We start from the raw sequence: 22944 nt of genomic DNA, 5'->3' as shown, positions 1-22944 counted from the left end.
CATGAAGACCAACGTAGTGATGCTCTCGCCAGACCGGGAGTTATTCGGCATCAAGATTCGTCAAGAGTCAAAAACAGGCCACCTTAACCTATCCGACCTGCAAGCCGCCTACGCGGTAGCGCGTGAAGAATACGGCTGGTCAGAGAAGCGCATTGACCACATCCTACCCCAGGTCGAGAATCGCGAAAGGGTGTATTACCTGCTCCAAGAGCTAAAAATTATAAACGTAGACTTTCATACGTTTATAGAAGAGATTGAAAAGCAGGGTATTTACAAATACCTAAAAGCCTGCAAGAGCTATAAAACCACTGGCGCCCGACAAACAAAAACAACGTGGTGCAACCCCTATATCTGGTCACTGGTTGCAATGGAGTTGAACCCGATGATCTATGCGAAGACAGTTATCTGGCTGACTGACGCATTACTACTCAACCGAATTGAAGCAGGCAACATGTACCGGGGGTTATCGGCCGCTATTGCCAACTTCACCAAGCCAGACTATGCCGCCGTGGCCCGCGCCTTGAATCTGATTGTATTCGGAAAGCACGAAGCAGGTATAAGACAACTGGGAACAGCCGCTGAACTAAAGGAGCTGACCAGCCTGGAAGAGAACATGGCTTTCTCCATAAAAATGGGTTTCATTCGCACACAAGACCAGTTACTTGAGGTGCTGCGCAACGTATGGTGCGACAAATTCAATAAGGGCGTACTAGCTGCCTGATATTTTTTTGCCTGCTAGTGTGTAATATTTCACAATTCATGTTTGCTTATGTGTGATATATTACACACATTTGTATCAATAAGTAACACACTCACTCAACAACCCCTACCATGCCACTACTGCCAGAAGAAAAGTCGGACTTGGAAAACATCCGACACGAACTACTTGAGTTCGCTAATCGGGTGCATGATATGCACGAGGCCAATGCAAGCACTGCTACTGCTAAGCTAGAAAGCTCACTGGCTGAATTGGCAGATAATCTGGAGTACGCCGCCAATGATGTGCGCGACGTGCTACGACACTGGGCCGACTAGCCATGCACACCGCCAACGGCCTGATTGCCATCTACCGCCAAGCCGATTTCCAGGCTGCTATCGGCTACGGCACCGCCCGCGACCTGGGTTGCACACTGATGGAATGCCGCCTCTACGGCCAACACTGCTTCCGGCAGGCACTCTACGATCTACTCGGTCACTAAACACAAAGCCCCGCTACTACCAATAGCGGGGCCTCACTCAACAAATAACTGCACTGCAAATGTACCAATCTCTCGACAACCACCAAGGCTTTCCCGCTACCACCTACATGCAGGTAGCGGCCCCTACCCCGGCTGGCAAGCCCTGCATCCGCGACTACAGCGAACTGGTAACCCGCGTCATTCCTGAACCACTGGCACAGCTGGTGCCGCTGCCTGAGCTGGCCCGCCGCTGTGATGAGGTAGCGCGCACGCAGCCCCGCTTCCGCGAAGAGACGCCCATTCTGCTGGCTGCCGAAACCCGCCGCCGGGCCGTGCTGGCTAATCCTTTACGACTCGCTTAAGCCTACTGCTATGAAATTCAAGATTGTAAAAGGCACTGCCTTATTCGAAAAGCTATCTGAATTGCAGGCTAAATGCACGGAATGCAATAAGGCAGCGCGGGCGCTAGCCGACCAGCAAGGTGCAAACGGCTTCGCCTCAGGCCGCAATATGATAGCTGGTGGCATTGCCGCCCTATGCTTCGACGACAAGCCAGAAGGCTACAGGCTGTTGCAGCAACCCAACTATTACTATCCCAAGGTAACAAAGGCGAACCGCCCACTGCACGATGCTATAGCGGCCCTGCCTACAGTTGGTAACGACGACCTGAATGGTCTGCTCAACTACAAGTTTCAGACAGTCTGCGATGGTGACAAGATGTATTGGGCTTCGCGTCCAGGGGTGATTTGGGGAGAGGAGCAAATCCTAGTGGACACAGGCAAAGCCAAGTACGAGCCAGTGGCCGACATGATTGAGATTCTGGAATCCGAATACCTACGCCTGCAAGGCAAATAACACCATGCGCCACCACCGCACCGACGAACACGGTCAGCCGACCGACCGCAGCCTGCTGCAAGGCGGCTACGAGACACCCGGCCTGAGTCCTGGCCTATTGCGCACGGTGGGTGTACTCGCCTTCGTGCTGATGGTGGCCTGTATCCTTCTCTTCTCCTAATCCTACTCCGATGTTTCATATCACGATTACCCCCGCACAGGATGGCCATACGGCTACGGCTGTGCGCTGCGGCCAACTACTGGCCTGCGCTACGTGCAAAACCAAGGATAAAGCCGCCAAAGAGGTGCGCACGGATGCCCAGGCGCTACTGCAAGGCGCGGGCCTACCGGCTGAAACCGCCGTCGTGGTGGAGGCAGTGCCCGCTAAGGCCAAACGCTACGTGCCCCGTGGTGGCCGTGGCCCGATGCCGATTGCTCACCTGGTAGGCTCCTTGGAGGCTGTCAAAACGAGCGCGCGGTAATGCGTGGCACTCCTGGCGACTACCGCCTACCCCGCCAAAAGCGCGAGGCGCACGCCTACCTCCTGCTGGTGCTGGCTACTGTCATCGGCCTACTACTCGGTGGGTGTGCCCGCCGCCCCGCCGATTTACGCGTGCACCGCCCGGCCAATTACCACAGCCGCCCGGTCCTACTCCTCGATGCCGAGTACCGCAGCGCCCAGCAGGCCCAGCGCCGCCTCACCTCTAAGACCTACTAAGATGGATAATCAAAACAGAGAGCTGACACCAGTAGAGCAAGCCAAGCTCACGCTATTGAAAGCCGAGGAAAAGCAGTTACTGGCTATGACTGAGGCTTACAAACAGGTGATAGAGGCCAGCCGGCCGATAATAGAAATTCTCACTGTCTCCACGGTCGAATATTCGCCAACCAGTGCACTAGAGGCTGCTACGGCCGCTTGCGCTAACCGCCTTTGGGCAGTGCAAAATCTGATCAAGTACATCAACGGCGAGTTGCCCTTTTAACCATGGCACGCACTAACGACGAAATAGCCACCAAGTACGGCATTGCCGACACCGGCCACGACTTCTTCCGCTTCTGCCAGCAGGCGCAGGAGTTAGCCGACAAGTTCCACTGCGCCAGCTGCACGGCGCTGGCTACCTCCAAGATGGACCTGCGCGGGTTGGCCCTGCCCTACTACAGCCTGTCGGGCCTGGATAGCGCCCAGCAGAACTTCTGCCACAGCACCGAGCGACCCTACGAGACGCTCATCAACATGGCCCGCGAACTGAGCGTGCGCTACGCCAAGCGCCGCACCGAACAAGAACAGCACGCACAGGCGGCCTAGAAAACGAAAAGCCGCGCTACTGACATAGCGCGGCCCTTCAACAACCTTAAACACAGCCCAAAGATATGGCAACTGTCGAGAAAACCCTTGTCGCTACCACTTCGAAATTCATTGCCTCTGGCGCCGCCTTATTACGTGTTGCGCAACATGCGCAGCTGGCCGCCCCAAAGAATCAGCCGATTGTACCCATTCTGGAAAACCTACTGCTGTCAGTTGCGGGCTCTCAGCTCACCTTCACGGGCTACGACCTGGAGCACCGCTTTACTTCCTGCCCCCTGCCGATTGAGCGCCGTGGCACCGAGGATGTACACGTGTGCGTGCGTGGCCGTCAGCTAATTGATTTGCTCAAAAACCTGCCCGACCAGCCCCTAACGCTAGCCGTGGTAAGCGACGAGAGCAAATACCCCTCGTTGCACGTGCATGCTGTGACCGACTCGCTGGGCTTTATTCCTACCCATACCGCAACCGCCCGCTACGAGATGAGCGGCGACCCGGGCCATGATTACCCCGCAGCTCACCCGATGGGCAAGATTGCGACCTCCTTCACCCTGCCCGGCCACGTACTGCTGGCCGCCCTGCAAGCTACGCTGCCTGTTACGAGCCGCGATGAGCTGCGCCCCGCTATGACGGGCATTCTCGTGACCGTAAACGCGGCAACGATTGAATTCGCGGCCACGGACGGGCACCGCCTGGTAGCCATCACAAAGGATGATGAGCACGTACTGAGCGGCGAAGCCCGCAGCTTTATTCTGCCCCACAAAGCGGCTGAACTACTGCTAAAGCTGGTCAACCGCGCCGAAACCATTGAGCTGTTGGTAGGCGCCTCACAACTGCTGGTGAAGATGGAGCGGGGCGAGTTGCAGGTGCGCCTACTTGATGAAAAGTATCCTGACTATAAGAAGGTCATCCCAGCCGATAACCCCAATATGCTCACCGTGCACCGGGTAGAGATGCTAGCGGCTATCAAGCGCTGCCAGCTCTTCGCTCCGCATACGATGCACCAAGTCAGGTTTATCCTCTCGCCTGCTGGCTGCCAGGTAGAGGCCGAAAATAAAGATGAGATCAGCAAGGCCACCGAGTCGGTACCGGGCACCTACGAGGGCGCAGATATGACCATTGGCTTCAACGCCAACTTCCTGCGCTTCTTCCTGGAAAAGATGCCCTGCCAGAGCGTGCGCATCAACATGGGCCGCAACAACCAACCGGGTGTGTTCACCTCCGCTGATGCCAGCGACGGGCTACTGTGCCTGCTGATGCCGGTGATGCTCACTGACTACAATGCGCGCTAAGCCATGCCGAAGACCACCCCACCTCTGCAAAAAGGCCAAACGGGTACTATTCAGCGCGGCCCACTGGCCGGTACCGCCTGGCAGTGCGAGAACAGCCAGCCCCGCCAAGATGGCTTCTACACCGTGAGCGTGCCCGATGGCCCGCGCCGCCGCAAGCACCTGCCTATGCCACTGTCGCTGCTGCTACCGAAGGACCAGTTACCGAAAGAAGCATGAGCAGCTACAATATTCTCGCCGGCGACTGCATCAACGGCCTGCCGACCCTTGCCCCCAGCATCGTGCAAACCATCATCACCAGCCCGCCCTATTGGGGGCTGCGTGATTACGGCATTGCCCCGACTGAGTGGCCCGAAATCAGCTACGCCCCGATGGCGGGCCTGCCTGCGCTGGTGATACCCGCTATGACTTGCTGCCTGGGGCTGGAAGCTACGCCCGAAGCATTCATTGGGCACCTGCTGCATGTGTTTCGCTTGGCTGCCCCAGCGCTGCGCAAGGATGGCACGGCGTGGGTCAATCTGGGGGATACTTATAGCGGTAGCCGATGTGGCGGCAATACTGGCATTATTCAAGGCAAGCAGTCCGGCCGCGGGCGTGCTGAGTCGGTTGGGGCCCGCAAGCAAGTATTGCAGGCTCAAACGGAAAGCCGTCGCCGTGACCGTACGGCAGTACCTCGATCCGATGTACAGGTTGGAGGCCTCCAAGCGAAAAACTTGGTGGGTATTCCTTGGCGCTTTGCGCTAGCTATGCAGGCTGATGGGTGGATACTCCGCCAAGACATCATTTGGCACAAGCCCAATCCAATGCCGGAAAGCACAGTAGATCGGTGCACGAAGGCTCACGAGTACATCTTCCTATTCAGCAAGTCAAAGCAGTACTACTTTGACCACAAGGCAATAGCCGAGCCGTTGGCTTCATCTTCCGTTGCGCGACTCGCTCAGGATCTCGAGCAACAAGAGGGAAGTGCACGCGCCTACGGTGGCGGCGCAAAACTGATGAAGGCAGTTAAGCGCACCTCTGGCAATTTAGAGCGCAAGCCTCGGCCAGATGCGCCAGAATCTCAAGTAGGCAATCAAATGGGCTCTGTGCCTTGGGTAGATGCTGATGACCTGCGCAACAAGCGCTCAGTTTGGTCGGTGGCCACCAAGCCCTATAGCGAAGCTCACTTCGCTGTTTTCCCGCCGGCGCTGATTGAGCCCTGCATTCTGGCTGGCAGCCGCCCCGGCGACGTGGTGCTAGATATGTTCTCAGGCTCCGGAACCACCGGACAGGAAGCCCTGCGCCACGGCCGCGCCTACATCGGCATGGAAGCAAAGCCCGAGAACGTGAAGCTACACCATAAGCGCATGCGCGGCCTGCAATATCAATTACTGCCTACCACGCCATGAGCCACCGCCCGAACCGCTTCCTGCACGCCGAGAGTGCAGGAAGCCCGCTCACTCCGATTACCCGCCCCGTTATGAAGCTTACCCCTGCCGAGTTGCCCCTCACGCTAAGCGCCGATGTGCTGCGCTTGCCGTACCCACCGGCAACGCGGTTGGTGCTGGCGGAAATCGTCTCGCTGCATGCGTGCAACGCTGGCCTGTGCGATGCATCCGACCCACACTTTGCCGCTCGGCTGAGCGTCAATAAAGACACGGTGAGTGTGGCCATCAAGCTACTCGAAGCCGATGGCTTGATAAGCAAAGTAGTGGTACCCGTTCAGGGCGGCAAGTACCGGACGCTAACGCCCAACCCCGCCGCTATTACCGCCAAGGCTGCTACCAATCCCTACCCAGATGTGGAGGTAAACACACGCCGGAATTTCCGGCGTGTACAAGACGGAAATTCCGGTTTGCACACGCCGGAAATTCCGGTTCCACACGCCGGAAATTCCGGCTTCCACAAACCGGAATTTCCGATTTCACAAACCGGAATTTCCGGCGGTAATACTTCCACTACTAATATTCCAATAGAACATTCCATTAAACCTTCCAGTGCTACGCACGAGGCGGCGGTGGAAAGTGAAGAAGTTGGGCAGGTCGCAGCCGAAGAAATTCAAGTCGACCCTATCCGCCCAGCCGCTCAGGCTCCGCACACTGGGGGGGCGGCCGAGCCCGCGCCGAGCAAGCCCGCCAAGAAGAGCCGGCTACCCAAGGCGCCGCGCACCTCTCGGCCTGAAGTGCCCTTCCTCGAATCCGAGTACGCCGACTACGACACGTTCGCCGCAGCCTTCGTCGGCACCGATTACGCGCTGGCCAACCTGCGCTACTACCACGAAAAGATTTCGGCCTGGCGCCAGAAGGGAGAAGTACCCCGGCGCAAAGACTGGCTAGCCACCGCAAAGCAATTCTTCCTCCATGACATCTCTTCCAACAGCCTCGTCCTCGACCCAAGCACTCAGCGCGCCCCTGCCCACGCCGGAGCACGCGCTACTCGCCCTGGTTACGTCTCCCGGTACGATCAGTGAGCTGGCCCGCACGGAGAACCCCGACGCCCGCATGATGCTGGCCGAGTTGTCGGTAGGACTTACCCCGGCGGTGGCCACCTCGGCACCGAAGCTCTTTCAGCTCAATCGGCAACTCGGTGAGGCTACGGTGGTGAAGCTGCTGGTAGTGATTCTGAAATCCTTCGTGGACTCTGTGAAGGTGCCGACCAAGCCCGACGCGGCCGACATCATCGAAATGGCGGACACGCTGGCGCAGACCTACACCCACGACAGCATCAAGGACATTGTACTGGCCTTGAAGGATATGCGGACCCAGGGCACGAAGTTCTATCAGTCGCTGGACCCCAGCACCATCTACGCCGGCCTGAATAAGTACTTCGAAAAGAAGGCGGACTTCCTCGAAAATCAGCACTACGATCAGAAGGTGATGGGCCAAGCGGCGGAGGCGGTTGCGCTGCGCACCTTCTCTGTCAGCGCAGGTGAGGTGCTGGACAACATTGCTGCCCGCATTCCTGAAGACCACCCCAACCGCGAACGGCTACGGCGCCGGCTCAGCCTAGCAAAGGCCCGTGCTGCCCGAAACCTGATTTCGAAAGAGCAGCACGAGAAGGTGCAGGCAGAGCACCGTCAGATGACGACCCGGCCCGACCGCAAGGACTGGGGCAAGAAACCTAATCGGAACGCCGCATGAGCCTCTGCCAGAACTGTATTGCCCGCCTCGTCGATACTGACGACAGGGACCGCACCCGCGCTGTGTTGGTGCGCTGGGCGATGAAGCGCCGCGGCTTCGTCACGCAAGACACGATGACAGACGAGGAGTTGCTGAGCCGCCAAGACCCACGCATTCAGGACGCCCGGCAAGATGCCGACGAAATTATCTGCCTACTGATTGGCATTAAAGCCCGATTTCCCGCCGAAGACCCACCATTCTGATGAAAACGCCCCAGCAGTACATCGATCAGGTGATGGGCAACGTGCCCAGCGGCCTGCTCACCAACGCCGCCGCCCAGGCAGCCATTGCCCAGGCCCAGGCTGACCTGCACGCCTACTACCGACAGCTGATGCGCGCGGTGCGCAACAGCCGACCATCCTCCACCCGCGGCCTGGCGCTGCCCAACGAAGAAGCGGCATGAATAAGAAAATCATTTATGGCTGCGAAGCCCGCGGCGACGCAGATAGCCCCTACCTGACTCGCTACACACTGCTGAGCACACGCTGGTTTCAATTGTGTGTGCATGTGTTTCACCGTTCGGATGCGGATGACCTGCATGATCATCCTTGGAATTTCTGGACACTACCACTGCGGCACGGCTACAAAGAAGAGTACGCCACCACGCCAGGCCAGCCACACGCTACCCGAATTCGCGAATGCAAGGTAGGGCGGCTGTACTACCGCCCCGCCAGGCATACCCACCGAGTCATTCTGCACAACAAGTGGCAGGACGAACCAAGCCAGCAAGAATACATGCCAGGCAAGTTCGCTATGGGCAAACGGCTAAAGCCTGCTGAAGCTATAACCCTTGTGCTGATGACAAAGCGACGGCGCGAGTGGGGTTTCTACGTGAAGGGTGTGTGGCAGTACTGGATTCATTATTTCGACGCAAAGGGCTGCTGACATGAGCACCCGCACCAAAATTCAGCAGCACCTCGCCGGCACCGATGAGGCCCAGCTGCACCGCCTACGCCGGCTCTACCCCAACGAACGGGAGGTCGTGAAGGCCATAGACGAACGACTGAAGCAACTGCAACCCAAACCCGCCTACTACAAATAACATGAGCCACACACTACTAAAAACAGCAAAAGGCCCTGTCGGCAGAATACTACTTTACGAAAACTACCCTTTACACCCGGCCGCCAACGGTTGTAAATACTTTGTGCTTTGTGAGGCGCATAGCACTGTAACCGGCTGCAATAGGTTGGATGAGTTCAAGCTATTCTGTGGCAAGTGGCTTGACTGGTGTCCGGCCTGCACGGGTAAGAAAGGAGGTGAGGGGAAATGAGGAAGGGTATAACTATCCGCCTGTCACCCGAAGCAGTTCATGGGTTGGCCGCAGCACTGCCTACGCTAATCTACATGGTGCCTTTCAGTGAGGATGGGCCTCAACACAAAGCCTTTCTTGAGTTACGAGAGGTGTTGCGGAGTAAGGGCATTGAGATTCAGCAGACAGAACCCTGTGAAGATGACTGAAGCAGTCCGCGCCCAATTAATCGCGGCAGGCGCACTACCGAGCGGCGGGAAAGGGAAACGCCCGCCCGCCGCTCCAAGTGCTGCCAGAAGCCAGAAAACCGATACCCAGCAGCCTCCTGCCTTGCGCCCTGCCTACCGTGTAGTAGCATGGCCCGACTCCAACGCCTACCGCTTCGTGTGCCACGGTATCAGTGAGGCCCAGGTAGCCATCCTACGCCAAGCCTGCCAGGCCGCTGGTATTCCCCAACAGTTATAACCTAAGAAGATGAGTTTCCTCTATAAACGCGCTCAAAAGCAGTATCGCAAGAGTCTACTTCGGCAGCGTCCCTACAAGTATTTCCCCTCATTAAACTTTGCGGCTAAACGACTGGGTGAGTACTGTGAACTAAGCGCAAAGGCGGTAGAGACAGGCCGACAGTTCCCGTTATCTGTAGCCCATTACGAACTACGGCGGGCCTTGCCAGAGAAGCTGCGCATTGCCCGTTTGTGGCATAAAGCCCAACAACTACATCCCTAACCACCCCACGCCGATGCCGCTGATTCAAAACGTGCCCCTGCTGACGGCCTGATGTACTACCCTTATCCCATCCCTACTATGCGTCCCGCTCTCACCGCTATTATTCTTCCCATTACCTGCCAAGCTCCCGCCCCGCAGCCTGGCTCCCGCAGCTTCCTGATCTCCGAGATGACCACCGCTGCCCGCCGGGTAACCGACATCAGCCGCAAGCACCCGAGCTGGCCCCAGGCCCGCGTCCGGAGCACCGTCGCACGGGAGCTGGCCATCAGCACCGTGCAGCTGCGCTACCTGCTCCGTAAGGCTGCCGAGCAAGAGCAAGTCAGCCAGAATGCAAATTGAGTTACGCTTTTTGCAGCCGAGTTACGGATTTGGAAGGGCGCGTTTTGTAAGGCTTTAAAGGAGTCGGAAGTTCGGGGAACGGCCCTAAAGTAGGGCTATCTAGGGCAATGCCGAAAACCTCAACTTCCTTCAAAGCTGGACAGGGTGGCCGAAAAAAAGGCGCCAAAAATAAGTTTACCACCGCTCTCACCGAGCGGATTGAGGACGTATTGAGCAAGCTCGACGAGACGCTGCTCGAAGACCTGGAAAAGCTAACGCCCGCCAAACGTGTCGAGGCGTTTTTGCAGTTGCAGGAGTACGTACGGCCCAAGCTCAGCCGCAAAGAGCACACGGGCGAAGGTGGTGGCCCGATTCAGCTCACCACCATCCGGCTAACGGAGGTAAAGCGGGAGGGCCAGCCATGAGCAGTACCCTCGACATTCGCCACACCAGCGTATTCACGCGCAACCTTGAGGCTTGCCAGCAGCCCACCACGCGCATTGTGGTGAACCAAGGCGGCACCCGTAGCAGCAAGACGGTGAGCTTAGTACAGCTGGCTATCTACCTATGCCTGATGGAAGCGGGTATTCTCATCAGCATTGTGCGGGAGACGCTACCCGCGCTAACGGCCACGGTGCTACGTGACTTTGAGGAGCAGCTGACGACGCTGGGCCTGTTTCAGGTGCTGGACTCACATAACAAGAAGGACCACCTCTACACCTTCCCCAACGGCAGCCAGGTAGAATATTTCAGCATCGACGACGCGCAGAAGATCCGCGGCCGCAAACGCGACTACCTACTGGCTAATGAAGCCAACGAGCTACGCCTCGACGACTGGCGCCAGCTCATCTTCCGCACTAGCCGGGTGCTGTTTATTGACTTCAACCCCAGTGAGGAATTTCACTGGATTTATGACGAGGTGCTGCCCCGGCCGGACTGCGTGTTCATTCAAAGCACCTACCTCGACAATCCGTTCCTACCTGTCAGCATCATGCAGGAAATTCGCCTGCTGGAGGCCGCTGACCCCAACTACTGGCGCATCTATGGCTTGGGTGAACGGGGTGCCGCTGGCACCACCATTTTCACGCACTGGCAGCAGGTAGCTAGTGTGCCACCATCCGCCGCCCACCGTCGCTACGGGCTGGACTTTGGCTTCAACCACCCCACTAGCCTGGTGGAAGTAACGGAAACCGAAACGGCCCGCTACTGGCAGCAGCGGCTGTATCAGTCGCACCTCACAACACCCGACCTGATTGAGCAGTTGAAGGTGGCGGTACCGAACCGGCGGGAAGTCATCTATGCCGACCATGCCCGCCCCGAAATCATTGAGGACATCCGGCGCGCTGGCTTTGCCATCAAGGAGGCCGACAAGGCCGTGAAGGCGGGTATTGACGAGGTGAAAAGCAAGCCGCTGTTCGTCACGGCTGATAGCGTGGACCTGATCAAGGAACTACGGGCCTATAAGTGGAAAACGCTGCGCACCGGGCAGATTCTTGATGAGCCAGTGAAGCTCAATGATGACGCTATTGACGCGGGCCGCTACGGCACCTACTCCTACGCGCTGGAGCACAAAGTGAATACCCCTATCCGTCACTCCCAATCCTTCGGCGCCGTGCGCCGCCGCTAGTCTATGCCCTACGCGTTTCACCTCCCCGTCTCCGACCGCCTCGTTATCCTGCCCGACCGCTGGCAGGACGTGACGCTACAGCAGGCCGATGCTCTTAGCGCTGGCAAGGATATCTACGACTACTTGGCGGCTCTCTGTGGCGTGTCTCCGGAGCACATTATGCAGTGGCCCGCCTCGGTGCTAACGCCCGGCCAACTGGAGTGTCTAGCCTTCCTGGGCCAACCCATGCCCGAGCTGCGCACCTTGTCGGTGCCGAAATACTTTGCCCTGCCTGGCGCTGGCCCAGACAAGTGGGTGTCAATGGCTGTGCCGCAGGACATCAGTAGCCTGAGCTTCGGCCAGTCCGTCGACTTGGCCGCCGTACTCACCGACACCAGCCTGAGCGCTTACCAGCAGCACGCTAAGGTGCTGGCTATCTACTTCTACCCGCTGTACTACCGCTGCGCCTACGACTCGGACGCTATCGAGGCCTTTGTAGACATCTGCATGCAGGCCACGCTAGATGAAGCCCTGCCCATCACCGCTTTTTTTTTTGCGCAGTACGAGCGCATCAGGCAGCAGCACGCTCGGCAGCTTAAAAAGATACCGCTCCGCCCTGAAGAGCGTGCGGCCGGCCTGGATAAGCTGGTGGCGGAGTGGGATACGGTGGCCGTCGTGGACGCGCTCAGTGGAGGCGACAAGACCCGTTGGCCCTACTTCTTCCGCCTCAGCTGGGCCGAGGTAAACGTGATGATTGAGTACGAAAACCATCAAGCGCACGTCCGCTACCGGCTGCGTCAGCAACAGGAGAAACAGAGGAAATAATGAAGCACAAGCAACACGCTAAGACACTACTAGCCACACTCAATACCTCAGTGGAGAGCCTGAATAAGGAGGATAAGGCAAAAGTGCTGGGCAAGCTACATAAGCGCCTCCGCAAGCAAATACAAGAAGCTGAAAAACCTCAGCCGATAGGTTTTCGGCAAGCCACACGATGAATACCTACTTCTCTCTCAGCACTGCGAAGTGCACGCCCGATCAAGTGCCAGCTGCCTTCAATCAGATAGTTGATGGGTACATGACAGCCAATCCAGAAAAGAAGATCATCGGCCTTCAGCATGCCACCTGCTCCATTGGCTCGCCTATGTCGCCCTACGTGGTACTTTCTGTACAATTCACTGCTACGGACAAATGAACCTACCCCACGCCCTCATTCAAGCCGCTGCCAGCCAGGTACTACCCGGCTGCTTCTGGCTGCACGGTGAGCAGGAGCTAGCCAACATCAAGTTGGACGAGACCAGCAGCACCGACCGCATCGTGTTCCTCGACGACAAGATGCCCTTCCGTTTCAACGTCAACAAGTACAAGCAAATCACAGGTCTTACCTGCTCCTGCCTGATTATGCTGTTGGTGCCCTCCGATCTGAACGACACCCCGGAGCAGCGCCTACCCCGTAGCGCGGCCATGGTTGATGCTTCTGCTAGGTTCTTAGCAGACCTAGGTATGCGGGTACAGAACATTAAGCAGGTGCGACCCGCCGAAATCATGGCCATTGGTCCCTTCGATAGGCCTGTGGACGGCGTGACGCTCTTTCTGGATATCACGCTGAAAGGCACGGTGAATGTGTGCTTACCCTTAGACCAACCACAGGCATGAAGCTCTTACTCGCCCTATTCTTCTGCCATTGGCTAGCTGACTACACTTGGCTTTCCCGGCCGGATATGTTGGCCGCCAAGCGCTTTGGCAAGCCGTTCGGACCAATCCTCATGCACGGTCTGATACATGCTACGCTCATGTTTGCTGTGTTGCTACTCTTTGGAGTGGAGCAGATACGCGCGGTTGAGCTGTACATATTTCAAACATGGACCCACGCAGGTATCGACACTGCCAAAGGCATGCTCAATCAACACTTTGTCGTGTTGCAAAACCCACAAAACGTGTTGCACTGGTGCGTTTTCGGTCTTGATCAGTACGCGCACTGCGTGGTGATTTTATTGATGTGGCACTACTCAGGATTAGCAGTATGACCGACTTCAGCGACATCCTCAGCCGTGAGCTGCTACGCCTCAAGCAGGACGTAGGCGACCAGATGGTGGCCAACGACCAGATAGCCACCGGCAAAACCCTGCGGGCTGTGCGTGAAGTCGTGGCACCCAACCTGGGCCAGCTCCTGGGCCCCAGCCACGTGCGCTACCTGCGTGACGGCCGCGGCCCTGGTGGCGTGTCGGTGCAGGCTATCCGGGAGTGGATACAGGCCAAGCGGCTCAACCTGAACCCCTTCGCCGTAGCCGAACGCATTAGCCAGCTGGGCACGCTGCTCTACCGTGGCGAAGACCCACGCTTCCAAAAGCCCACCGACACCTTTCAGGCGCCCATACAGGCTGCCTTGCCCCGCCTACGCGCTGCCCTGACGGAGGCCGTGCGCAGTGGGCTGACCAGTGATATAGCTACTTCTATACCCCGCAAACTCTGATATGGCTTGTGACCTGCAAATAGCCGAGTTCGCTCAGAACGGCCCCTATCTGACGGTACGCTTTACCAGCAGCGCCGGCGGCATTCGGGCGCGCTTGAATAATGGGTTGGGTGATGCTTACAACCCGTACTTCGACTACGTGGCGGCTGATGGCAACGGACGCGTGACGTGGCCTCATATACCCGAGGGGGAGTTTCAGTTGAATGCCTACGATGCCAACAACTGCACGGTGTTGCGCAATGTGCAGGTTGTGGTGCCAAAGGTGCGCGGCTGTACCAATCCCTTCGCTAGCAACTGGAATCCGGACGCGACCGATGATGATGGCAGTTGCCAGTTACCCGGCTCGCAGTGGTTTGCTGTGGGTGGCCTCTACCCGCCCGTGGCGGCGCTGGCTACGCCGGTGTCCTCGCTATTCAAGGCAGACCAAACCCCGCGCCAAGGGCTGTATGTGGAGGTGGAACTATACCGAATTACTGAGACAGTGCCGTTTGCCCGGCTCCGGCAAGCTGTCCGCTCGCAGTACACGACGACCAACGCAGAGCCTTATCTGCGGGGCCTACTGGATACGGAGGCTGTGCCCGTGCGCGTCGATGCTTACGTCGACGACACAGCCACTGTCGTGTTCAACTACCGATACCGGGAGGTGGACAGCGAAGGGGTTGGCCAGTGGCGCCAGCATCCCGCCTCGCACTACGCGGTGCTCAGTGCTCCGGAGAGCAGCCTACGGCCTTATATCGCGGGTAGTGACGCCCTCCCCCTGACGGCCTTCGCGGAGCCTACCCAGTTTGTTGGCTACCCGCTGGAGGTATCAGCCGTGCTGCCCGCTGACCGCCTTGGCACCTGGTACGCGCAGTGGCGCTACCTCGATAGCGCAGGCCGGCAGGTGGAAGTCAAGGCCGTGCCGCTGCCAGCTGACCTGCCCGCTGGCGTGGTACGCCTGCGCGTGCCACCACTGCCACCGGTGTGTGCGGCCTCGGTAGAGCTGACGCTGATGGACATCGACCGCACCAGCGCCGCTAACTGCGCCCCCGTGGTAGTGACGCCACCCACGACGACACCCGTCAAGCCTGCCCCGCGCGACTTCAACTCCTCAGACTTTAACACTTCAGATTACCGCTAATGGCAACGGAGCAACAATACAATCAACTCATTGCCGCGTTTGAAGACGGCGGCAGCAACACGGCCGCTGAGTTGCGGGCCGTGCTCAACGCCGTAAAAACGGACATCCTCGCCCTACGCGCTACCGGCTCCGCCTCGGTGCCACGCTTTGGCGCTGGGCTACCCGCTAACTCGCTCGGCAAGGACTACGACACGTATACCGACACCACCAACGGGCGTGTGTACCAGCGGCTAAATAGTGTCTATGCGTTCCAGTACATTGCCAAGGGCAGCGACGGGGCCAAGCCACAGGCAGGTATCGACTATCAACAGCCGCAGGATGGTGACGATGGGCAGGATGGCACCATCGTATTTGCCGAGGCCTATGCGCCGGATGACGCATTGGGCGTGGATGACAACCTGTGGCTGTATACGAACCCGAACGACAAAACATTGTCAGTCTACCGCAAATTCGGTGGCAAGTGGCGACCGATTGGGGTAGCTGTTGGAGGAGGCAGCACGGTGACACCACCAGCCGTTACCGACACCACCGCACCAAACCTCACCTTTACCGCGCCTGCTTCGGGTGCTACCGTCAACCCTGGCCAGCAACTGACGCTTACATCAATCGCCACCGATAACGTAGCTGTGACAGCTGTTAGCTATACGAACGGTAGTACAGGCGCAACGATAGGTGTCGCCAACAAGAACGGCAGCACCTACACGCTGCCTTTCGTCGTTCCCTCAGCGCTCGGTCCGCTCACGCTCCAGGCACAGGCCTCCGACGCTGCCGGCAACGTGCAGGTGGCTAGCATCACGCTCAACGTGCAGCCTGCCACGTTACCCAAGCTCAGCACGCCTACGGGCTATCAGGCCTCGGCTACCTCTGCCAACGCCATCAGCACAGCACTCAGCGCGGTAGCCAATGCCACCAGCTACGTGTTTGAGCTAGCCACTGACAGCAGCTTCACTCAAAATGCGCAGGCTGCTACGCAAAGTGGTACCACCAAGAACTGGTCAGGGCTCACGGCCAACACGACCTACTACACCCGCGCCAAAGCGCAGGCCTCGGGCTATCAGGACTCGGACTATGCGAGTGCTTCAGCGACAACACAGGCCGCAGCAGCAACGCTGGCGGCGGGCCTGACGCTGCCAAACGGCAACACAACTACAGTCGGCACCGCCATTGCCTACCAGGCCACGGCCAGTGGCGGCACGGCGCCCTACAGCCTGAAGGTAGTAGCGGAAAACAGTGCGACCGGTGTGCCTGCTACGATTTATGAAGGTAGCGCCGCCACCTATTCTGGTACTTGGACGCCAACCGCGGCCGGCTCCTATGCTCTCACCAACACGGTTACGGACGCAGCCGGGACGCAGAGGATTTCGACGGTGCGAAGCGTGACAGTGCAGGCAGCCGCAACGGGCGGGCAAAAAACCTTTATCGCCTTTGTGGGTGACAGCAACACCGACGGCGGCGAAGGCACCGCCGCACAGCCATATTTCACCAGTCCTGGCAAATCGTTTTACTCGCTTATTTCTGAACGTTTAGGCGCCACAAAAACGGATGGAAAGCGTTGGTCGGGCACCAATTATGGCACCGCAAATTTTGGCTTTGGCGGCGCTACTAGCGCTAACGCTTCGGGGCAGATAGACCAAGCTAGCGCGGCATGGGATAAGACTAAATATCCTGGCCTAGTAGTGTGCTATATGATGGGCACCAATGATAACAACAACGGCGTCAGCACTGCACAGGCGAAACAAAATCTAATCGATGCCAAAGCAAAGGTAGAAGCGTTAGGCGGTAAATTAATCGTGTCTAGTGCAATAGAACCAAGCGCCCACCAAGGCCGTCCACATGCTGCATGGTTTGGAGATTTTTGTACGTGGTTGCAGCAAAACGCGCTGGGCAGTGTTGGCGCGGCTGGGTTCGCAGACTTTTACAATAATGACAAAATAAACCGCCTGAACTACCCGAGTAACACAGACTATTTCGCGCTGGATATGTTCGGGGGCGTGGGAGGCACTGGCAATGGTGGTGTGCCGTTCGATAGCTTCCACTGGGGAAATGTTGGCCACGAGGAATATGCCCAGCAGCTATTACCTATCATTCAGTTGGTGGCTACTGGCACAACACAACCACAAAAAACGACGCCAGCAGCACCAACCTTCGCAGATTACAACGACACGAATAATACAATTCGAGTAGTAGCCAACGCAGCTGGCCTAGCCGCCGCCCGCTACCGCTTGCCTGGCTCTGCTACAGCGCAGCCCGTGCCGTCAGATGGACTAATTAGCGTCGGTGACGTTGACGGAAAAGTTGTGGTGTACTCGATTGCTGTAGGCAACTACTACGCTAGCTTAGAACGAGAAAGTCAGGCATTTACGAAGGCTACTGTCGTACTGGACTTCGTAGAAATTCCGTTCAATCACGCCAATATCTCAGAGAATGGACAGTACGGCTACCTGTACTCCACTGGCAATTCAGGTCCATCTGGCGTGCCAGCTAACACCGAATTCAGGACGGTCGGCCGCGACCCCGCCTTGTGGTACCGGCATACTAGCACGAAAGGCGGTCGGCTACGCTGGCCAGCCTCCTCCGCAGACTCGCCTGGCTCGAACCTATTGTTCGGCACTACGAATCCTAGTGCGATGGTCGTAACCGTGGATGGCGTTGCTGTCGCTGGTCCTTTTCCGGTTGCGAACGGGCAGATTGTGTTCGACTTCAAATTCAACGATGGCGCCACACATACTATCCAGTGGTATCCGGTCGACGGCGGCCAGAATAACTTCTACCGTTTCGAACAGTACCTCTAGTCCTCTGCGATGTCGTCGTAATCGAGCGGATAGATTGGAGTGATGCCACGTGCACGTCTTTTTAACTCCCGTAACTGATACCAACGAACGATATAATTCCAGATCTTCATTAACATAGATGTTTGGTGACGCAAACTTACTTGGTAATATGAGATTTTTTGGCAGAAGGCGACGTGTACGCAGCACAGCAGTACCTGAACGGATAGGTTGGTTTCTAGCAATAATCATTTTTCTAGTATTTCTTACGTTGATCCTCCTGTTTGGATGGTAATCATGAAAGCCGCCTGCCACCCGCAGGCGGCTTTTTTGTGCCTGCCTGAAAACCGAGTTACGCTTTCGGCAAGTTCTTTTGCACTGGCTAACAGGCTATAGGATATTTACCCTATGCCCTACACAGCCCCGCTTCTCATCGCAATCGACTTGTGCCCACCGGCCGGCACGTACTTACGCTGGCTCAGTCCATTAGGCAACCTCGAAGGTTTTTTATTTAGCGGCGACGACGACCAGAAAACGGAGGTGCGCAATGCCACCAGCTGGCAGCCCGCCGGTACCCGCCGCACTGTCGCTGTGCGGCGCCCTGGTTACACCTCGCAAGTGCTGTATGCGGGTGGCCTGGATACCTTGCAGGTACAGGCGCTGACGACCCTGTTAGACTCACCACAAGTCTATCTGCAAGATTACAGCGGCAAGCTCACACCCGTGTACCTAGTGCCCGGCTCTGCACAGTTTACGCCCCGAGATGGCCTGCATGAGCTGAGCTTCGAACTGGAGCTACCCGCCCGTAACGCGCTGAGCAACTAGCCATGAACGAACTGCTCTTACCTGATTCCGACGCTACGTTCTTGGTCGACCGCGTGGCTGTCACGCGTTGCGACAACGATCTGACGAAGCTTGACTCGGTGCAGTCGGACTACTCGACCACCATCAATCTGCCGGATGCCGCCCCGGTGCGCCGGGCCCTGGGCCATGCCGAGCAAGGCACCAGCACTACGCAACTACCCTACCGCAAGGTGCCAGCGGTGCTGCGCCTGGGTGGCGTAGAGGTAGTGCCACGGGGCCAACTGCTTACCTGGGGCCACACGCGCCACGAAGGCTTCGAAGTGCAGGTTTTTGGCGGCAACAGCGACTTCTACGCGGCCCTCGGGGATAAGAAACTACGTGAGCTGGACTTGAGCCAGTACGACCACGTGTGGAGCCTGAACGGCATCCTGGATGGCAGCCTGCGCACCAGTGCCTACCGTTACGAGCTGTACGACCGTGGCCAGGGTGCTCCGGTGGCCGACACGGCGCTGAATGTGTTTGAGGCGGGGCTATGGCCTACTGCCTACGTGCGTGCTGTCTGGGAGCAAATTTTCAAGGAAGCGGGTACCGTGTGGGGTGGGCCGATGCCGCCCGAGTTCGACCAGTTGGTGATGCCGGCGACGGAGCCGTTTGGCTATGGCGAAAAGGTGCGCAAGGAGCACACCAGCGCCGCTCAGCGCTCCGGTGGTCTGGGTACGGCTGGCCGGGTGCTGAAGACCAGTGAGTTTACGCATACGCTGGTGTATGACTCGGTAGCGGCGCCACGCTACGTAGACCCCGGCGGCGGCTACAACGCCACCACGGGCGTACGGACCATTCAACTGGCGGGCTATTACCGACTGAAGGCAGGGCTCAGGCTGTTCCTGCGTTGCGATGTGGGCCGCGTATCGGGTACGCTGGAAGTGCTGGTGAACGGGAAGCCAGTAGCGCAGGATTTTGTTAGCACAGGCAGCGCTGCTGTGGGGTTATTGGCTGAAAAAGAGCGGATGCTGTTGCAGACTGGGGACACCGTCACGGTACGGCTGAGCGGCAAGGAGCGGACGAAGGTTGTGGTAGGCGAGCGGTGGGAGTACGGCAACAGCCCGCTGGATGACCTGGACATCTTCGAAGTAGAACTACTGGAAGACTTCCCGCCTGGTGGCCTGGTGCGCCTGCAGGACTGGCTACCCGACCTGACGCAAAAGGAACTGGTGAAGACCGTCATCGGGCTGTATGGCCTGACGCAGCGCACAGACGCCTACAGCGGGGCCGTGCTGTTCACGCCTACGGCCAACGTTATGCCGCGCCTGAGCACGGCGCCCGATTGGTCCGGACGCATTGACGCGAGTCAGAGCAGTAGCCGCAGCTGGCGGGTAGGCGACTATGCGCAGGTGAACTGGTTTCGCTGGAAGGAAGACAGCACCACTCCGGAAGCGCTGAAGGACCTGGGCAGTGGTAGTCTGCTGTGCGACAATACCACGCTTGATGCTACGAAAGACGTGCTGACGCTACCCTTTGCCGCCACGCCTACGGGTGCGGCTGGCTTGCCGTTGGTGCCCTACTGGAAGAAGAAAGATGCGGTTGACGCGGCGAAGCTGGCGGAGCAAAAAGCTATTGCGGCTGACGCCAAGAAAAGCAAGCTGGAGCGCGAGGCAGCCCGGCGGGAGGTGATTGCGCTGCAATACGACACACAAAGTCCACAGCCTCGTTTGCTGTACACCTCTGCCAACAGCCGGCCAGTTGATCTGACGGATGGCCTAGCGACGCTACATGATGTGGCACTGCCGGTGGCGACGTTCAGCGGGTTGGACTTTGCTTCCGTGTTGCTGCCGACGTTTTACCCGCACCTGGCTGCCGTGCTACGACGGCCCTTGGCGCTGACGCTCTCCGTGCGGCTGAGCGCTGCTGAGGTTGTGGCATTTGAGCAGCTACAGCCAGTATGGTTGGAGGAAGAAGGGAGCTTCTTCTACGTGAACAAAGTGGCTCAGTGGGAAGCAGATCAGCCGAGTAGCGAGGCAGAGCTATTGCGGTTGTCAGAGTAGGTTATATAACATATAATATTATATATGTTATAGTCACAATTGGCCTAATTGTGTCCTGTTTTAACTCGGATAAGGCCAATACCTTGTCCTTACCTTTTCACACCTACTATCTATCACCTTTTTAAATTCTTAGTTGTATGAGACAAAATCTTTACCAATTTCTCGCCTTGCTGATATTGTTGCTCTGTGGGCGGCAACAAGCAGTTGCGCAAGTGCAATCTGATGTGCGATTTAGAACGGCTAGCCCACAAGACTTTATGTGCCGCGAAGGTATATCTTCAAGCAAGACACCTTTGAAAGTAAGGGAAAATGACCCAAGGGCCTCTTGGGTAGTGACTTTATATAAACCAGAAAGTGACCCCACTGAAGGGTACGTAGAGATTTTTCCAGAGAAAGCAGATGGCACTCGTGGCCCGGCTATATCGGCGCAACAATTAGTTGTTTGGCCAGGGCCACGCTCAGGAATAAAAGAGGCTACGACTTCTGGGCAATGCGACGTGAAGCCTCAAACATTGTCTGCTTATACCCAAATACGAGCAGTATTTACAGACCGGGTTTTTGGGAAGAAATCAGTTAGCGACCCTATTCCCTTGCAATTTATAACGACGCCACCGCCCACGACGCCACCGCCCACGACGCCACCGCCTACATCTCCTTGTGGTGGTATTAACCCAGTTGTAGTTACAGGGGCAGTATATCCTTGCGGAGATGTATATAATGCTATCTGCGGAGATCAGTGCGTGCCATATAATTCGGCACCTACCCGTATTTCAGGTCGAGCGCTCGCTAATAACAATGATGCTAGCTATCTAATTTATATGAATACTGCTTCATCTTGCCTTCCTGATAAAAAGGATTTTGGTGCATTTTCTTACCATACTTTCGATGGGAAAGGGGCAAAAGAAGAAGAACAGGTACAGTGGCAATATAGCTATAATAATAGGGATTGGTATGACATTTCGGGAGCTACTGATCGTAACTTTCAACCTGGGGCTATTACTCGCACCACATACTATCGTCGTGTTTCTACCCATCTCCTTTACCGTACAGGTTTGGGTGCAGGATTCGACTGGGATCGCATAGACAGACGCGACCACTGGTACACCAGCAACGTCGTTAAAATAGGTGTACCTCCGCCTCCACCCGAAACAGATTTATACGGGTACGGCGCCTGCGCTGGCAGCTCCTTCAAGATTAGAATTACGCCAGCAGATGGCGACCCAGCCACTACCACTAATTGGTCGGCACCAAATGCTAATTGGCGCATAAACGGCGGGCAAGGCGTAATTTATCAGTCCAGCCATAACGTAGGCGGTTCGGTCGAAATCACCGTAGATGTCCCTGCTAATACCCCAGCAGGGAATTACGAAATGCACGTGTCAAGCCAAGGGCCGTGTGGATCGAATGGCTACAAGTCAATTCAAATCATTGTCGGCATGGCGCCGAACTCCTACATAGACGGCCCAGCCTACATCAGTACAAATCCATATGCTACTTCAACCTACTACCTAGTGGGGGCTGGCAACTCTAATATTCAATGGTCCCTCCCTTATGGATTTAACAGCTATGGTTATACAGGGCCATCCATAACCTTGCAATCACCTGGATACGAAACAGAAGGAACCCTTCAAGCGACGTATACAGATCAGTGTGGAAATATTAACACAGCGCAGATACATATAACTGCCAGCCCCTGGTACAACAGAAATTTGCAGGCCAAGTCGAAAACGGAGGATCTTACAAACGCTTCTCCAGAAAACGAATCAGTCAGCACCCTTGCCCCTGGAGTGTATCCAAATCCCGCGTCATCCTCTGTCACTATCGTAGGGGCGGATACTGAATCTACTGTGTCGGTTTATGACAACAAAGGTGTGTTATGTAAATCGGCTCAAATCCCGTCAGGAGACGAGCAAGTGCAGCTAGATGTTCAAAGTCTTTCGTCCGGTGTTTATCAGGTGCGCTCTATCAAAAAAGGCGTGCCTCATACAGATCGGTTGATCATTCAGCACTGATAAGACCTTGTCTATACAATAAGAAAAGCCTCGGCATACGTCGGGGCTTTTCTTATTGTATAC

33 protein-coding genes are annotated in these 22944 nt (G+C 56.9%); all 33 read left to right on the top strand.

Annotated elements, in window-relative coordinates:
- The first annotated feature begins 1 nt into the window (after position 1).
- Complete coding sequence (locus MUN82_RS04070) at positions 2 to 721, top strand: hypothetical protein (RefSeq protein WP_245095219.1); 720 nt, start codon at positions 2 to 4, stop codon at positions 719 to 721.
- A 110-nt stretch (positions 722 to 831) separates the two neighbouring features.
- The gene (locus MUN82_RS04065) at positions 832 to 1035 is read left to right on the top strand and encodes a hypothetical protein (RefSeq protein ID WP_245095217.1); all 204 of its coding nucleotides are present in this window, start codon (positions 832 to 834) and stop codon (positions 1033 to 1035) included.
- A 2-nt stretch (positions 1036 to 1037) separates the two neighbouring features.
- Complete coding sequence (locus tag MUN82_RS04060) at positions 1038 to 1199, top strand: hypothetical protein (protein ID WP_245095215.1); 162 nt, start codon at positions 1038 to 1040, stop codon at positions 1197 to 1199.
- A 59-nt stretch (positions 1200 to 1258) separates the two neighbouring features.
- Positions 1259 to 1540 carry a hypothetical protein gene (locus MUN82_RS04055; RefSeq protein WP_245095213.1) on the top strand — a complete coding sequence of 94 codons (282 nt, stop codon included), beginning with the start codon at positions 1259 to 1261 and terminating at the stop codon, positions 1538 to 1540.
- A 10-nt stretch (positions 1541 to 1550) separates the two neighbouring features.
- Complete coding sequence (locus MUN82_RS04050) at positions 1551 to 2033, top strand: hypothetical protein (protein WP_245095212.1); 483 nt, start codon at positions 1551 to 1553, stop codon at positions 2031 to 2033.
- Positions 1990 to 2193: a hypothetical protein gene (locus MUN82_RS04045; protein ID WP_245095210.1), complete on the top strand. Its 204-nt coding sequence runs from the start codon at positions 1990 to 1992 to the stop codon at positions 2191 to 2193. Before MUN82_RS04050 ends, MUN82_RS04045 begins: the two co-directional genes overlap by 44 nt.
- 10 nt (positions 2194 to 2203) lie before the next feature.
- Positions 2204 to 2494 (top strand): hypothetical protein, encoded by a 291-nt coding sequence (locus MUN82_RS04040; RefSeq protein ID WP_245095208.1) that lies wholly within the window; start codon positions 2204 to 2206, stop codon positions 2492 to 2494.
- A complete protein-coding gene (locus MUN82_RS04035; protein ID WP_245095207.1) occupies positions 2494 to 2730 on the top strand; it encodes a hypothetical protein in 237 nt (78 codons plus the stop codon). The genes MUN82_RS04040 and MUN82_RS04035 overlap by 1 nt, the downstream gene beginning before the upstream one ends.
- Before the next feature lies 1 nt (position 2731).
- Positions 2732 to 2995: a hypothetical protein gene (locus MUN82_RS04030; RefSeq protein ID WP_245095205.1), complete on the top strand. Its 264-nt coding sequence runs from the start codon at positions 2732 to 2734 to the stop codon at positions 2993 to 2995.
- A gap of 2 nt (positions 2996 to 2997) precedes the next feature.
- Complete coding sequence (locus MUN82_RS04025) at positions 2998 to 3318, top strand: hypothetical protein (protein ID WP_245095204.1); 321 nt, start codon at positions 2998 to 3000, stop codon at positions 3316 to 3318.
- Between the two features lie 65 nt (positions 3319 to 3383).
- A complete protein-coding gene (gene dnaN, locus MUN82_RS04020; RefSeq protein WP_245095202.1) occupies positions 3384 to 4607 on the top strand; it encodes a DNA polymerase III subunit beta in 1224 nt (407 codons plus the stop codon).
- A 3-nt stretch (positions 4608 to 4610) separates the two neighbouring features.
- Positions 4611 to 4823 (top strand): hypothetical protein, encoded by a 213-nt coding sequence (locus tag MUN82_RS04015; RefSeq protein ID WP_245095200.1) that lies wholly within the window; start codon positions 4611 to 4613, stop codon positions 4821 to 4823.
- Positions 4820 to 5992 (top strand): DNA-methyltransferase, encoded by a 1173-nt coding sequence (locus MUN82_RS04010; protein WP_245095198.1) that lies wholly within the window; start codon positions 4820 to 4822, stop codon positions 5990 to 5992. The genes MUN82_RS04015 and MUN82_RS04010 overlap by 4 nt, the downstream gene beginning before the upstream one ends.
- A complete protein-coding gene (locus tag MUN82_RS04005) occupies positions 5989 to 7053 on the top strand; it encodes a helix-turn-helix domain-containing protein (protein ID WP_245095196.1) in 1065 nt (354 codons plus the stop codon). The genes MUN82_RS04010 and MUN82_RS04005 overlap by 4 nt, the downstream gene beginning before the upstream one ends.
- On the top strand, positions 6944 to 7723 hold the full coding sequence (locus MUN82_RS04000; protein WP_245095194.1) for a hypothetical protein: 780 nt from the start codon (positions 6944 to 6946) through the stop codon (positions 7721 to 7723). The genes MUN82_RS04005 and MUN82_RS04000 overlap by 110 nt, the downstream gene beginning before the upstream one ends.
- Positions 7720 to 7965 carry a hypothetical protein gene (locus MUN82_RS03995; protein ID WP_245095192.1) on the top strand — a complete coding sequence of 82 codons (246 nt, stop codon included), beginning with the start codon at positions 7720 to 7722 and terminating at the stop codon, positions 7963 to 7965. Before MUN82_RS04000 ends, MUN82_RS03995 begins: the two co-directional genes overlap by 4 nt.
- Complete coding sequence (locus MUN82_RS03990) at positions 7965 to 8165, top strand: hypothetical protein (RefSeq protein WP_245095191.1); 201 nt, start codon at positions 7965 to 7967, stop codon at positions 8163 to 8165. The genes MUN82_RS03995 and MUN82_RS03990 overlap by 1 nt, the downstream gene beginning before the upstream one ends.
- Complete coding sequence (locus MUN82_RS03985) at positions 8162 to 8647, top strand: hypothetical protein (RefSeq protein ID WP_245095190.1); 486 nt, start codon at positions 8162 to 8164, stop codon at positions 8645 to 8647. Before MUN82_RS03990 ends, MUN82_RS03985 begins: the two co-directional genes overlap by 4 nt.
- A 1-nt stretch (position 8648) precedes the next feature.
- A complete protein-coding gene (locus tag MUN82_RS03980) occupies positions 8649 to 8804 on the top strand; it encodes a hypothetical protein (protein ID WP_245095188.1) in 156 nt (51 codons plus the stop codon).
- 409 nt (positions 8805 to 9213) lie between these two features.
- Entirely contained in the window at positions 9214 to 9477 is a 264-nt protein-coding gene (locus tag MUN82_RS03975) for a hypothetical protein (protein ID WP_245095187.1), read from the top strand.
- A 312-nt stretch (positions 9478 to 9789) separates the two neighbouring features.
- Positions 9790 to 10077, top strand: a complete 288-nt coding sequence (locus tag MUN82_RS03970) for a hypothetical protein (RefSeq protein WP_245095185.1) — start codon at positions 9790 to 9792, stop codon at positions 10075 to 10077.
- A 107-nt stretch (positions 10078 to 10184) separates the two neighbouring features.
- Positions 10185 to 10481 carry a hypothetical protein gene (locus tag MUN82_RS03965; protein WP_245095184.1) on the top strand — a complete coding sequence of 99 codons (297 nt, stop codon included), beginning with the start codon at positions 10185 to 10187 and terminating at the stop codon, positions 10479 to 10481.
- On the top strand, positions 10478 to 11683 hold the full coding sequence (locus tag MUN82_RS03960) for a PBSX family phage terminase large subunit (RefSeq protein WP_245095182.1): 1206 nt from the start codon (positions 10478 to 10480) through the stop codon (positions 11681 to 11683). The genes MUN82_RS03965 and MUN82_RS03960 overlap by 4 nt, the downstream gene beginning before the upstream one ends.
- Positions 11684 to 11686: 3 nt before the next feature.
- Positions 11687 to 12487, top strand: a complete 801-nt coding sequence (locus MUN82_RS03955) for a hypothetical protein (RefSeq protein ID WP_245095180.1) — start codon at positions 11687 to 11689, stop codon at positions 12485 to 12487.
- 169 nt (positions 12488 to 12656) lie between these two features.
- The gene (locus MUN82_RS03950) at positions 12657 to 12857 is read left to right on the top strand and encodes a hypothetical protein (RefSeq protein ID WP_245095178.1); all 201 of its coding nucleotides are present in this window, start codon (positions 12657 to 12659) and stop codon (positions 12855 to 12857) included.
- Positions 12854 to 13318 carry a hypothetical protein gene (locus MUN82_RS03945; protein WP_245095176.1) on the top strand — a complete coding sequence of 155 codons (465 nt, stop codon included), beginning with the start codon at positions 12854 to 12856 and terminating at the stop codon, positions 13316 to 13318. Before MUN82_RS03950 ends, MUN82_RS03945 begins: the two co-directional genes overlap by 4 nt.
- Positions 13315 to 13689: a DUF3307 domain-containing protein gene (locus MUN82_RS03940; RefSeq protein WP_245095174.1), complete on the top strand. Its 375-nt coding sequence runs from the start codon at positions 13315 to 13317 to the stop codon at positions 13687 to 13689. Before MUN82_RS03945 ends, MUN82_RS03940 begins: the two co-directional genes overlap by 4 nt.
- Positions 13686 to 14135: a hypothetical protein gene (locus tag MUN82_RS03935; protein WP_245095172.1), complete on the top strand. Its 450-nt coding sequence runs from the start codon at positions 13686 to 13688 to the stop codon at positions 14133 to 14135. Before MUN82_RS03940 ends, MUN82_RS03935 begins: the two co-directional genes overlap by 4 nt.
- A 1-nt stretch (position 14136) precedes the next feature.
- Complete coding sequence (locus MUN82_RS03930; protein ID WP_245095171.1) at positions 14137 to 15255, top strand: hypothetical protein; 1119 nt, start codon at positions 14137 to 14139, stop codon at positions 15253 to 15255.
- A complete protein-coding gene (locus MUN82_RS03925; protein ID WP_245095169.1) occupies positions 15255 to 18047 on the top strand; it encodes an SGNH/GDSL hydrolase family protein in 2793 nt (930 codons plus the stop codon). The genes MUN82_RS03930 and MUN82_RS03925 overlap by 1 nt, the downstream gene beginning before the upstream one ends.
- 384 nt (positions 18048 to 18431) lie before the next feature.
- A complete protein-coding gene (locus tag MUN82_RS03920) occupies positions 18432 to 18848 on the top strand; it encodes a hypothetical protein (RefSeq protein ID WP_245095167.1) in 417 nt (138 codons plus the stop codon).
- Positions 18849 to 18850: 2 nt separating this feature from the next.
- A complete protein-coding gene (locus MUN82_RS03915; RefSeq protein WP_245095166.1) occupies positions 18851 to 20869 on the top strand; it encodes a hypothetical protein in 2019 nt (672 codons plus the stop codon).
- Positions 20870 to 21006: 137 nt separating this feature from the next.
- On the top strand, positions 21007 to 22881 hold the full coding sequence (locus MUN82_RS03910) for a T9SS type A sorting domain-containing protein (RefSeq protein ID WP_245095164.1): 1875 nt from the start codon (positions 21007 to 21009) through the stop codon (positions 22879 to 22881).
- Positions 22882 to 22944: the final 63 nt, after the last annotated feature.

It is taken from the genome of Hymenobacter aerilatus, assembly GCF_022921095.1.
Lineage (GTDB): Bacteria > Bacteroidota > Bacteroidia > Cytophagales > Hymenobacteraceae > Hymenobacter > Hymenobacter aerilatus.
The sequence above is the reverse complement of the archived record's forward strand: the minus strand, read 5'-3'. Positions and strand labels throughout refer to the sequence as shown.

Bases quoted from the DNA above. Each gene is read 5' to 3' on its own strand.
- MUN82_RS04070 (WP_245095219.1), top strand. From the start codon at position 2: ATGAAGACCAACGTAGTGATGCTCTCGCCAGACCGGGAGTTATTCGGC.
- MUN82_RS04065 (WP_245095217.1), top strand. From the start codon at position 832: ATGCCACTACTGCCAGAAGAAAAGTCGGACTTGGAAAACATCCGACAC.
- MUN82_RS04060 (WP_245095215.1), top strand. From the start codon at position 1,038: ATGCACACCGCCAACGGCCTGATTGCCATCTACCGCCAAGCCGATTTC.
- MUN82_RS04055 (WP_245095213.1), top strand. From the start codon at position 1,259: ATGTACCAATCTCTCGACAACCACCAAGGCTTTCCCGCTACCACCTAC.
- MUN82_RS04050 (WP_245095212.1), top strand. From the start codon at position 1,551: ATGAAATTCAAGATTGTAAAAGGCACTGCCTTATTCGAAAAGCTATCT.
- MUN82_RS04040 (WP_245095208.1), top strand. From the start codon at position 2,204: ATGTTTCATATCACGATTACCCCCGCACAGGATGGCCATACGGCTACG.
- MUN82_RS04035 (WP_245095207.1), top strand. From the start codon at position 2,494: ATGCGTGGCACTCCTGGCGACTACCGCCTACCCCGCCAAAAGCGCGAG.
- MUN82_RS04030 (WP_245095205.1), top strand. From the start codon at position 2,732: ATGGATAATCAAAACAGAGAGCTGACACCAGTAGAGCAAGCCAAGCTC.
- MUN82_RS04025 (WP_245095204.1), top strand. From the start codon at position 2,998: ATGGCACGCACTAACGACGAAATAGCCACCAAGTACGGCATTGCCGAC.
- dnaN (WP_245095202.1), top strand. From the start codon at position 3,384: ATGGCAACTGTCGAGAAAACCCTTGTCGCTACCACTTCGAAATTCATT.
- MUN82_RS04015 (WP_245095200.1), top strand. From the start codon at position 4,611: ATGCCGAAGACCACCCCACCTCTGCAAAAAGGCCAAACGGGTACTATT.
- MUN82_RS04010 (WP_245095198.1), top strand. From the start codon at position 4,820: ATGAGCAGCTACAATATTCTCGCCGGCGACTGCATCAACGGCCTGCCG.
- MUN82_RS04005 (WP_245095196.1), top strand. From the start codon at position 5,989: ATGAGCCACCGCCCGAACCGCTTCCTGCACGCCGAGAGTGCAGGAAGC.
- MUN82_RS04000 (WP_245095194.1), top strand. From the start codon at position 6,944: ATGACATCTCTTCCAACAGCCTCGTCCTCGACCCAAGCACTCAGCGCG.
- MUN82_RS03995 (WP_245095192.1), top strand. From the start codon at position 7,720: ATGAGCCTCTGCCAGAACTGTATTGCCCGCCTCGTCGATACTGACGAC.
- MUN82_RS03990 (WP_245095191.1), top strand. From the start codon at position 7,965: ATGAAAACGCCCCAGCAGTACATCGATCAGGTGATGGGCAACGTGCCC.
- MUN82_RS03985 (WP_245095190.1), top strand. From the start codon at position 8,162: ATGAATAAGAAAATCATTTATGGCTGCGAAGCCCGCGGCGACGCAGAT.
- MUN82_RS03980 (WP_245095188.1), top strand. From the start codon at position 8,649: ATGAGCACCCGCACCAAAATTCAGCAGCACCTCGCCGGCACCGATGAG.
- MUN82_RS03975 (WP_245095187.1), top strand. From the start codon at position 9,214: ATGACTGAAGCAGTCCGCGCCCAATTAATCGCGGCAGGCGCACTACCG.
- MUN82_RS03970 (WP_245095185.1), top strand. From the start codon at position 9,790: ATGTACTACCCTTATCCCATCCCTACTATGCGTCCCGCTCTCACCGCT.
- MUN82_RS03965 (WP_245095184.1), top strand. From the start codon at position 10,185: ATGCCGAAAACCTCAACTTCCTTCAAAGCTGGACAGGGTGGCCGAAAA.
- MUN82_RS03960 (WP_245095182.1), top strand. From the start codon at position 10,478: ATGAGCAGTACCCTCGACATTCGCCACACCAGCGTATTCACGCGCAAC.
- MUN82_RS03955 (WP_245095180.1), top strand. From the start codon at position 11,687: ATGCCCTACGCGTTTCACCTCCCCGTCTCCGACCGCCTCGTTATCCTG.
- MUN82_RS03950 (WP_245095178.1), top strand. From the start codon at position 12,657: ATGAATACCTACTTCTCTCTCAGCACTGCGAAGTGCACGCCCGATCAA.
- MUN82_RS03945 (WP_245095176.1), top strand. From the start codon at position 12,854: ATGAACCTACCCCACGCCCTCATTCAAGCCGCTGCCAGCCAGGTACTA.
- MUN82_RS03940 (WP_245095174.1), top strand. From the start codon at position 13,315: ATGAAGCTCTTACTCGCCCTATTCTTCTGCCATTGGCTAGCTGACTAC.
- MUN82_RS03935 (WP_245095172.1), top strand. From the start codon at position 13,686: ATGACCGACTTCAGCGACATCCTCAGCCGTGAGCTGCTACGCCTCAAG.
- MUN82_RS03930 (WP_245095171.1), top strand. From the start codon at position 14,137: ATGGCTTGTGACCTGCAAATAGCCGAGTTCGCTCAGAACGGCCCCTAT.
- MUN82_RS03925 (WP_245095169.1), top strand. From the start codon at position 15,255: ATGGCAACGGAGCAACAATACAATCAACTCATTGCCGCGTTTGAAGAC.
- MUN82_RS03920 (WP_245095167.1), top strand. From the start codon at position 18,432: ATGCCCTACACAGCCCCGCTTCTCATCGCAATCGACTTGTGCCCACCG.
- MUN82_RS03915 (WP_245095166.1), top strand. From the start codon at position 18,851: ATGAACGAACTGCTCTTACCTGATTCCGACGCTACGTTCTTGGTCGAC.
- MUN82_RS03910 (WP_245095164.1), top strand. From the start codon at position 21,007: ATGAGACAAAATCTTTACCAATTTCTCGCCTTGCTGATATTGTTGCTC.